Source organism: Pseudoalteromonas sp. SWN166, from assembly GCF_015864485.1.
Classification (GTDB): Bacteria; Pseudomonadota; Gammaproteobacteria; order Enterobacterales; family Alteromonadaceae; genus Pseudoalteromonas.
The window spans coordinates 54,850-64,195 of record NZ_JADYXB010000020.1 but is presented as its reverse complement, the minus strand read 5'-3'; the positions used below and the strand labels follow the sequence as shown (position 1 = coordinate 64,195).

The 9,346-nt window shown below is 39.3% G+C and carries 6 protein-coding genes and 13 tRNA genes; 11 read left to right on the top strand and 8 right to left on the bottom strand.

Annotation, left to right across the window (positions count from 1 at the left end; genetic code table 11):
- Positions 1 to 19: 19 nt before the first annotated feature.
- The 3 genes from I6F49_RS13110 to I6F49_RS13100 all read right to left on the bottom strand — a co-directional run bounded on the left by I6F49_RS13110 (position 20) and on the right by I6F49_RS13100 (position 477).
- Positions 20 to 95, bottom strand: a tRNA-Glu gene (locus I6F49_RS13110).
- 193 nt (positions 96 to 288) lie between these two features.
- Positions 289 to 364: transfer RNA gene (locus I6F49_RS13105), tRNA-Glu, on the bottom strand.
- Positions 365 to 401: 37 nt separating this feature from the next.
- Positions 402 to 477, bottom strand: a tRNA-Ala gene (locus tag I6F49_RS13100).
- A 976-nt stretch (positions 478 to 1,453) separates the two neighbouring features.
- Between I6F49_RS13100 and I6F49_RS13095 the strand changes: the two genes are divergently transcribed.
- From I6F49_RS13095 to I6F49_RS13045, 11 genes are all read left to right on the top strand, one after another.
- Positions 1,454 to 1,529: transfer RNA gene (locus I6F49_RS13095), tRNA-Val, on the top strand.
- A gap of 149 nt (positions 1,530 to 1,678) precedes the next feature.
- Positions 1,679 to 1,754, top strand: a tRNA-Val gene (locus I6F49_RS13090).
- 32 nt (positions 1,755 to 1,786) lie between these two features.
- Positions 1,787 to 1,878: transfer RNA gene (locus I6F49_RS13085), tRNA-OTHER, on the top strand.
- A 29-nt stretch (positions 1,879 to 1,907) separates the two neighbouring features.
- Positions 1,908 to 1,983, top strand: a tRNA-Val gene (locus I6F49_RS13080).
- A gap of 50 nt (positions 1,984 to 2,033) precedes the next feature.
- Positions 2,034 to 2,109: transfer RNA gene (locus I6F49_RS13075), tRNA-Val, on the top strand.
- 32 nt (positions 2,110 to 2,141) lie between these two features.
- Positions 2,142 to 2,233 (top strand) — tRNA-OTHER (locus tag I6F49_RS13070).
- Positions 2,234 to 2,262: 29 nt separating this feature from the next.
- Positions 2,263 to 2,338: transfer RNA gene (locus I6F49_RS13065), tRNA-Val, on the top strand.
- A 48-nt stretch (positions 2,339 to 2,386) separates the two neighbouring features.
- A tRNA-Val gene (locus I6F49_RS13060) sits at positions 2,387 to 2,462 on the top strand.
- 33 nt (positions 2,463 to 2,495) lie between these two features.
- A tRNA-Val gene (locus I6F49_RS13055) sits at positions 2,496 to 2,571 on the top strand.
- A 61-nt stretch (positions 2,572 to 2,632) separates the two neighbouring features.
- Positions 2,633 to 2,708 (top strand) — tRNA-Val (locus tag I6F49_RS13050).
- 326 nt (positions 2,709 to 3,034) lie between these two features.
- On the top strand, positions 3,035 to 4,684 hold the full coding sequence (locus tag I6F49_RS13045) for a tetratricopeptide repeat-containing response regulator (protein WP_166419096.1): 1,650 nt from the start codon (positions 3,035 to 3,037) through the stop codon (positions 4,682 to 4,684).
- A 267-nt stretch (positions 4,685 to 4,951) separates the two neighbouring features.
- Here I6F49_RS13045 and msrB read toward each other — a convergent pair whose 3' ends face one another.
- From msrB to zipA, 5 genes are all read right to left on the bottom strand, one after another.
- A complete protein-coding gene (gene msrB, locus I6F49_RS13040; protein WP_166419097.1) occupies positions 4,952 to 5,392 on the bottom strand; it encodes a peptide-methionine (R)-S-oxide reductase MsrB in 441 nt (146 codons plus the stop codon).
- A gap of 93 nt (positions 5,393 to 5,485) precedes the next feature.
- On the bottom strand, positions 5,486 to 5,926 hold the full coding sequence (locus tag I6F49_RS13035; RefSeq protein WP_166419098.1) for a hypothetical protein: 441 nt from the start codon (positions 5,924 to 5,926) through the stop codon (positions 5,486 to 5,488).
- A gap of 2 nt (positions 5,927 to 5,928) precedes the next feature.
- Positions 5,929 to 6,447, bottom strand: coding sequence for a DUF2919 domain-containing protein (locus tag I6F49_RS13030; protein WP_166419099.1), 519 nt, complete (start codon positions 6,445 to 6,447; stop codon positions 5,929 to 5,931).
- Positions 6,448 to 6,457: 10 nt separating this feature from the next.
- The gene (gene ligA, locus I6F49_RS13025) at positions 6,458 to 8,476 is read right to left on the bottom strand and encodes an NAD-dependent DNA ligase LigA (RefSeq protein ID WP_166419100.1); all 2,019 of its coding nucleotides are present in this window, start codon (positions 8,474 to 8,476) and stop codon (positions 6,458 to 6,460) included.
- A gap of 80 nt (positions 8,477 to 8,556) precedes the next feature.
- Complete coding sequence (zipA, locus tag I6F49_RS13020; protein ID WP_197180875.1) at positions 8,557 to 9,324, bottom strand: cell division protein ZipA; 768 nt, start codon at positions 9,322 to 9,324, stop codon at positions 8,557 to 8,559.
- Positions 9,325 to 9,346 lie beyond the last annotated feature (22 nt).

Sequence of the window (9,346 nt, the reverse complement as noted above, 5' to 3'; positions counted from 1 at the left end):
CCTATTAAAAATAAGTAAGTGGCGTCCCCAAGGGGATTCGAACCCCTGTTACCGCCGTGAAAGGGCGGTGTCCTAGGCCTCTAGACGATGGGGACACATAAATGTATCACTAGGACAGTTGATTAGTTTAACTCACATCCTGAGTTTAAGGTAATTGCGTTTAGTACAAGTAAAGACTCGAGCTTTAATTGTGACGCTATTTTCTCGGTAAAACCGCCTTTAGCTAATTAAAGCTAAANTGTGACGCTATTTTCTCGGTAAAACCGCCTTTAGCTAATTAAAGCTAAATGGCGTCCCCAAGGGGATTCGAACCCCTGTTACCGCCGTGAAAGGGCGGTGTCCTAGGCCTCTAGACGATGGGGACACAGAAAACTGCTACCCTAGGACAAAACACTAATTTTTGGTGGAGCCATGCGGGATCGAACCGCAGACCTCTTCACTGCCAGCGAAGCGCTCTCCCAGCTGAGCTATGGCCCCAACTTAATCAATACCCGTCGTGATAAACACATCGTGTATCGCTTAGTGCGGGGCGCATTCTATGCACCACCCAAAATAAAGTCAACAGTTTTTTACCTAGCTTTATTTAAATGGTTTAATTTTCAACAAACTGGCTATCAAGCGTGCTAAAAAGTACAATTTGAATAAGATTCTAGCCCTATTGCTTATAATAACATCACTATATTGCAGCGAATACTCAATCAAGCCCTACTCTCCCTAATTGATGCAACAAAGTTGCATCAAAGAAAAGGTATACATTTATATGCAAATTGAACTTATTTAAAAAACTACCGAGTTAGGCCTCGCCAATCGCCTTAATCCTTTAACCGGTTGCAAAACAACAAGGCTTAAATATAAATACTGTAAGTATCGTCATCTTCACTCTATTACTAGATAAGTTTAATTCAGAAATGCTCGCTTATTTTTGAATAGAGGAACTACGGCTTTTTGAATAGAGGAACTACGGCGCCTTATGATTCTGCGTACAAGGATAGTAATGATATCTGATCTATCCAATTTTAAATCGAAGGCTATTACTGAAGAATGCATCTTTACGAGTTAGCTAGGGCTGGCTTGTGAAATAAAGTAAGTATAAAAAGAGAGTTTAAAGTGCTATTAATTCACTCACTTTGAGAAATTTAGATTGATTTTATTCTAAGGGTCTGCCCTATTAACTAAATAACTGATCCTAATATTAATCCATTTTGTCCATAGCAATGAAAAGTGATACCAATAAAAAGACAATGAGCTACGTACTATTATAATTCCCTACTCACTTTTAGGTGCTTATTTGAACTGCAATCTTAAATTTGACGATAAAATAGACTTCAACTGTATCCTATTGTTTATAAAACCTTCACTCAGTACATTTTTATCATTCAAGTGTTGACACATTTCCAACTCTATCTATAATAGCGCCCCACAACAACGCAGCAATGTGATGTTGTTTAGATGTGGGTGATTAGCTCAGTTGGGAGAGCATCGCCCTTACAAGGCGAGGGTCACTGGTTCAAGTCCAGTATCACCCACCACTTTTTATAAGTGTTCACATCTAAATTCTATATGGGTTGTTAACTCAATTAGAAAAAGAGAGCATCACCGCTACTTACAAGTAACGGCGAAGTTCACTGGTGAAAGTCCAGTACTATTTACTTTAATAGTAGCGTTTTAATTTATATGTGGGTCGTTAGCTCAGTTGGGAGAGCATCGCCCTTACAAGGCGAGGGTCACTGGTTCAAGTCCAGTACGACCCACCATTTTTTTAAAATGGTGTATATTACAAAAATCTAAATGGGTGATTAGCTCAGTTAGAAAAAAGAGAGCATCACCGCTATTTACAAGTAACGGCGAAGTTCACTGGTTCAAATCCAGTACTATTTATTTTAATAGTAGCGTTTTAATTTATATGTGGGTGATTAGCTCAGTTGGGAGAGCATCGCCCTTACAAGGCGAGGGTCACTGGTTCAAGTCCAGTATCACCCACCACATATAAAACCTATTATTATATTAATAGTTGAGTACTAAAATTGTAATATGGGTCGTTAGCTCAGTTGGGAGAGCATCGCCCTTACAAGGCGAGGGTCACTGGTTCAAGTCCAGTACGACCCACCATTTTTTTAAAATGGTGTATATTACAAAAATCTAAATGGGTGATTAGCTCAGTTAGAAAAAAGAGAGCATCACCGCTATTTACAAGTAACGGCGAAGTTCACTGGTTCAAATCCAGTACTATTTATTTTAATAGTAGCGTTTTAATTTATATGTGGGTGATTAGCTCAGTTGGGAGAGCATCGCCCTTACAAGGCGAGGGTCACTGGTTCAAGTCCAGTATCACCCACCACATATAAACCTATTATTATATCAATAGTCGCGTTTTAAAATTTAATATGGGTCGTTAGCTCAGTTGGGAGAGCATCGCCCTTACAAGGCGAGGGTCACTGGTTCAAGTCCAGTACGACCCACCACTACTTACAGTGGTGCATATTAAAATGTAATTTGGGTGATTAGCTCAGTTGGGAGAGCATCGCCCTTACAAGGCGAGGGTCACTGGTTCAAGTCCAGTATCACCCACCAAATTACATCAAGCGGTTTATTGATAATAAAGAATTAAATAACAAGCATACCTATTATATGTGGGTGATTAGCTCAGTTGGGAGAGCATCGCCCTTACAAGGCGAGGGTCACTGGTTCAAGTCCAGTATCACCCACCACATATAAATATGATTAAGTCATTTCCTTAGAAACAACTCCTCTTTACTATTTTAAATAATTTTATAAAAATTCAATTTATGATTTGCGTATAATTACCCTAGCTATAAAAAATGACATCATCACTACCTATTAATACTTCAGCCCTTACATCAAAACAAATAATCATTTCAATACTAACACGGCCAAATAAAGTCACTCTGAAGTGGAAATATGAACGTACTAGTTAAAATTAAGTACCTAATAAATACACCTATCATTTAAATTCCCTTGTAAGGCGTTAAACTGTTGATTATAGTCTGTGTTAAATACAATAACGCTTAAGCCAATGCCAACTAAGATCTATGCAAAAGCCAAAATACTTATAGTCGAGGAGCAACCACTTGCTCAAAGCTATATGAAACAATCGTTAGAAAGGCTTGGCTTTCGGCAGTTGCGCTTTGCCGATCATGCAAACTCTGCAAAAGAGCAGTGTTTAAGTGAAGAATTTGATCTAATAGTTTGTTCATTTAACTTAAGCAAACACCAAGATGGCTACCAGCTTTATGAAGAGCTACGTGTAAAACACCTTATAAAAAGTTCGACTGGGTTTATTTTCATCTCAGCAGAAACTAGTGGCTCACTCGTTCATAGTGTTCTTGAACTTCAGCCTGATGACTTTTTAGTTAAACCTTTTACAGTGCAAGAACTCAAAACACGCATTGAACGAATTTTAAAGCGAAAACACGATTTACAAACAGTGTATTCACTAATTGATGATGGTAACGATTCAAAAGCTATTAAATTTATTGATACCGCTCTAGATAAAAAAAATAATAATTACAGCCCTATCCTATTGCGCTTAAAAGGCGATGCACTACTTCGCTTAAAACGCGATCAAGATGCAAAAGACTTTTTTAAATCTGTTCTCGATATTCAAAAATTTGCTTGGGCAAAAGTGGGCTTAGTAGAGGCACTTATAGCTAATAACGAACATATTTTGGCGCAGCGAATGCTCAAAACAATGCTTGAGCGCCAAGAAACTAGGTTAGTAGCACTCGATTTATTAGGTAGATTAGAAATAAAACTAAATAAGTTTGAGCTAGCGCAGAGCTTTTTAAGTCAAGCAGCAGAAATTGCACCACGCAATATTTCACGTCAAAAATCGCTAAGCAATGTGTCGCTAATTAATCACGACTACGAAAAAAGCTATTTGACTCAAAAAGATATAGCCACCTTTGCAAAACATTCAATACACGACCACCCGGATGTATATTTAAATGCAGCTCGTGCTGGTATCGACTTTGCGTTAACGACGGATCAAACCGATCAAATACAGCGAATTTCAAGGCAAACTAATCAGTACATTAATGATTTAAAAAAACAGTTTCCTAATAATGCGAATCAAGCTCAAATTGATGTACTTAATGCACGACTTCATTATTTAAAAGACGAGCACCAAAAAGCTAAAAAGCTAATTGAGCAGCTTGATGATGACGATACTCACATCCGATCGGTTGATGGCGCACTTGATAAAGCAAAGGCGTTTCATGAGCTGGGATTTCATCAAAAGGCACAAGCCTTATTCACTCAAATAATCAGCCACTGTGAAAGACACCCTGCGGTTAGCGACACAACTTACTTGCGTTATATTCAGCAGCAACAAAGTGAGCGACGCGATATTAAAATGGGTCCGAAAGAGCTTAATAACCATGCGGTTAATCAATTTAATAAAGGCCAATTAAATACGGCACTGGAAGCGTTTACACAAGCATTTAGAGTCATGCCTCGTAATCAAAGTATCGCACTTAATTTATTACAGTGTTTATTTGATTCAACCAAGCAATCTGGCAGCTCATTCAATATAGAACTTGCTAAAAGATGCTACGCCCTTCTTGATAAAGCTAAGTTACAAGCAGATCAGACGCAGCGTTTAGATAAGATTTTGCATATAGCAAAAGAAATGAATTTAGATATTCAAAGCGCTAGGGCGCGTTGATCTTTGGTGGGTGAATTTTCAGCAGTATGTTTGGTTTTTAGGCAAGGCGGAGCCTATGTAGTGTGGTTATTCCCCATGAATAGGCGATAACGCAGCATAAATACCAAACATGCGCTGCCCTTTGGGTTCTTTCTAGGGACGATTAACTCTTTGTTGCTCGGTTTTTACTTAGCCCACTAGGTTACAAACCTCGCGCCGCGATTTAATCGCCCCTAGATTGAACAAATTTCAATCCACAAAGATCAACACGCCCTAATAAATAAAATATTAGAGTTTTTTCATTGATGCGGCATTAACGCAATAACGCAAACCTGTTGGCAATGGACCATCTGGAAAAATATGCCCTAAGTGCGAATCACACACGTTACAAATCACCTCTATGCGCTCCATACCATGACTTGTATCGCTTACATAACCAATTGCTTCAATTGTTGCAGGTTGCGTAAATGACGGCCAACCAGTACCGCTATCAAACTTTTCATCTGCATCAAACAATAGATTATCACAGCAAATGCACACATACTTGCCAGGTTCGAGCAATGTGCAACTTCCCGAGCTACCTGGGCGCTCTGTTCCCTTTTTACGTGTTACGTAATATTCATCTTCTGATAGTTGCATCCGCCACTGCTCATCAGTTTTGACTACTTTTTTACTCGGGGTAGGATTGCCGTTGGTGGCAAAATTAATAACATCATTCCACTTCAACATAATAACCTCATTGAATAGTTGATTAGCGGTACTTTCTAAATTTATAGAGAAGTATCACCAAGTATTACGTTTTTGAATAGAGCGAAGATCAGCCTAATCAAAGGTAATGCTTTGCTTTTCTGAATCGGTAAGTATTCGTTTAATAAAACGAGCTAGTTCTGCTTTTTTTACAGGCAAACTAACGCTCATTTGACGCTCGTTATTACTATAAATTATTAGCTCGTCATCCTTAGTTGTTATGCGTTCGATACTTTCAATAACTAACCAATCAGGACCGTGCTTTTTATCAAAAAATCCCATCAAACTAAAAAGTAATAAGTGCTGGGCATCTCGTTGAATAAAATCTTCTAACCTATTTCTTGATTTAAATAGCGGGGTAAGTCTATAAATACTTGAACAAAAAATAAATATCCATAATCCAAATAACACTTTAAACCACATAAACTCTAAAAGCTCAGTGCTAATCATTAAAATAACAAGCACTAATCCTATTAGCGAAACCGCTATCGCTATTTTTTTATTTACAGCGTCCACATCTAATCCCTTTTAAGTCGCTTTTTTTCTTCTGATGCTTTTTCCGTCGGCTCAGGCCAATCATTGAAAAAAACAGTTAAATAACGGCTTTTCATCAAATACCACAGTACCCATAAAACAATCATCATTTGTATGGCTAAAAATGGTGAAAATCGATAATGACTATGCGCAGCTTGAATGCTTAACCATGTCAAATCAACAACGGCGCATAAAATAAGGGGCCAACGCATATGTCGCCATATTTTTGCTAGCCTGTCGCTCGCACTATGCGAATCTCGAGGCCTGCGTAAGCAAAATAAAATAGTCGGTATTATTGCAACACTTCCGATTGCTATTGCGATAAAAAAATCATTTTTATTTTTAAAAAATAACGACATTAAATCCAGTTCAGGCCTGCGGCTTAAAGCCGCTATCACCCAAATAAAATAGCCGCGTAAAAGCACAAGTACACTTAAATGAAATGCAATAGGTGTACGGTAACTTCCGTACTTATCCCAGTATTCTGGCCCATATCGGCTCATTTTTGTTTTCCTAACCGTTATGCTTTATAAGCAGCTCTATTAACTCATCTTCCGTCAGTATGTCGATACCTAGGTCTTGCGCTTTAGTTAATTTTGAACCTGCTTTTTCACCTGCTACTAGTGCATCTGTTTTAGCCGATACACTACCCGATACTTTGGCGCCTAGTTGCTGTAAGCGTGCTTTAGCATCATTACGATTAAGTGTATTAAGCGTACCTGTAAGTACATAAGTAAGCCCTGCTAGCGGCTGTTCTTCCTCAGAAGGTGCACTTAGTGCTGGCCAATTTACGCCTTGCTCTATAAGCGCATTAACAACTGCTAAATTATGCTCTTCATCAAAAAAGCCACGAACATGAGCAGCTACTATTTCGCCTACATCGCTCACCTGCGTTAAACTATCAATGCTGGCATTTATTACATTTTCAAGGGATAGGAAGTGATTTGCTAAATTTTGTGCTGTTGCTTCACCGGCTTCACGAATACCCAAAGAGTATAAAAACTTAGCAAGCGTAGTGCCTTTAGCCTCTTCAAGCGCTGTTACCAAATTTTTAGCCGACTTAGGTCCCATGCGCTCAAGAGATTCAAAATGCCCTTGTTTTAATATAAACAAATCAGCCGGTGTTTTTATAAGCTCTCTATCGACTAGCTGATCAACAATTTTATCGCCAAGGCCATCTATATCTAGTGCCTTGCGCGAAGCAAAATGCTTAATAGCCTGCTTACGCTGCGCAGGACATACAAGCCCGCCAGTACAACGAGCTACAGCTTCGCCTTCTACTTTTTCAACATGGGAGTCACAAATTGGGCACGTTACAGGAAACTCTATATCGCGTGCATTATCAGGGCGGCGTTCAAGCACAACTTGAGTTATTTGCGGGATCACGTCTCCTGCGCGGCGAATAATAACTGTATCGCCCACTTTTACACCTAAACGAGCAATTTCATCGCCATTATGAAGTGTTGCATTTGATACTGTTACGCCACCTACAAAAACAGGCTCTAAGCGTGCAACCGGTGTAATAGCACCCGTACGTCCAACTTGAAATTCAACATCAAGTAATTGTGTTATTTCTTCTTGCGCTGGGAATTTATACGCAATAGCCCAGCGAGGAGCACGCGCTACAAAGCCTAAACGCTCTTGTAAGGTCTTTTGATTTATTTTTATTACTACGCCATCAATTTCATATTTAAGCTCACCACGGCGCGTTAAAATATCGCTGTAATACTCAAGCGCTGCTTGTGGGCCTTCGACTAGTTTTGTTTCAGGGCAAAGCGGTAACCCCCAATCAGTCAACTTTTCTAATTGCTGATAATGATCCTCAGGGATATTGCCATCAGCAACAAGCCCGGTACTGTAAGCGTAAAACATAAGTGGCCGTTTGGCGGTGATTTTAGAGTCGAGCTGACGTAAGCTACCCGCTGCGGCATTACGTGGGTTAACAAATACTTTTTCACCGCGTTTTTCTGCCTCAGTATTCAATTTATCAAAGCCAGCGCTGTCCATAAATACTTCGCCGCGAACTTCAAGCTCTTTTGGGTAATCACCACGTAGCTTGAGCGGTACATTACGAATAGTTTTAACATTTTGAGTAATGTTTTCACCAGTAAAACCATCACCTCGCGTAGCCGCTTGTACAAGCACACCATCTCGATAAATAATCGATACGGCTAATCCATCAAGTTTTGGCTCACAACAAAAAGTAAGCTCATCACTACTCATTAAACGCTCTTTTATACGGCGATTAAACGCAGTGAATTCTTCTTCACTAAACGCATTATCAAGCGATAACATGGGTACTTGGTGCGCTACTTGCTCAAATTTACTAAGTGCTGCACCGCCTACTTTTTGAGTAGGAGAATCAGCGGTTAAAAATTCTGGGTGCTGTGTTTCTAGTGCGCTTAGTTCGCGTAATAACCTATCGTATTCAGAATCAGGAATACTAGGGGTGTCGAGCACATAATAATTATAGTTGTGTTGCTCTAATGTAGTACGAAGATGATTAACTTGCTCACTAATGCTGCTAGACATTTAAACCTCAATAAACATAAAAAAAGCCACTTTGACGATTCACCGTCCAGTGGCTTATAAAAATATAATGTATGCGTTATTTACGCTGAAAAAGAACGGACCTGCTCAACATATTGTCTTACGCGATCTACCGTCATTTCATTTCGCTCAGCATCTAAAATTTGTGCACCAAATTCATCCGCTAATTTTTTAGCTGCGCTGTGCAACATATTAAATGCAGCTAAGCCATCGCCGTCGCAAGGTAATGTCATAAATAAGCTTACCCCAGCGGTACTAAATTGTTCCATATTATCAATATCGAACGTACCTGGGTTGTACATATTTACTAATCTAAATAAAACAGGGCCTTGACCAGCCGGATCTAAGTGGCGATTAAAAAAGCCTTCCTCAGAATATTTAAAACCTAAAGTGTTAACTGCTGGCAATAATTTACTACCTTGCATGCTAAGCTCTTCTGGCATTTGAATATGCACAATAACAAAGTCAGATATTTGGGCAGATGCTTCTTCAGCGCTTTGCTCTTTTGCTTCTAGGTCATCAACTATTTCTAAGTCATCTTCAATAGGAACTTCTGGGACACTCGTATCAATTTGCGGCTCATTTTCATCAAAGTTAAGCTCACCAAATTGCGGCTCGTCACGTTCGTTTTGCATAAGCTCTTTTGGCTCAGCCTCAGTACGAAACGGTTTAGATGAAGCTGGTGCGCTCTCTTGCAATGGCTCAACCCGTTCATTATCCGATATTTCTGGGCGGTCTTTTTTTCTAACAGACCACAATCCATGTATTAATAAACCACCAATGACAACTACACTGATAACGATTAAAACCCATCTTAATTGTTCGGCCATCCCCTCACCTTTTATTATTTGA

Coding starts and splice junctions, on each gene's coding strand:
- I6F49_RS13045 (WP_166419096.1), top strand. CDS start 3,035: ATGCCAACTAAGATCTATGCAAAAGCCAAAATACTTATAGTCGAGGAG.
- msrB (WP_166419097.1), bottom strand. CDS start 5,392: ATGTTGAAGTGGAATGATGTTATTAATTTTGCCACCAACGGCAATCCT.
- I6F49_RS13030 (WP_166419099.1), bottom strand. CDS start 6,447: ATGAGCCGATATGGGCCAGAATACTGGGATAAGTACGGAAGTTACCGT.
- ligA (WP_166419100.1), bottom strand. CDS start 8,476: ATGTCTAGCAGCATTAGTGAGCAAGTTAATCATCTTCGTACTACATTA.
- zipA (WP_197180875.1), bottom strand. CDS start 9,324: ATGGCCGAACAATTAAGATGGGTTTTAATCGTTATCAGTGTAGTTGTC.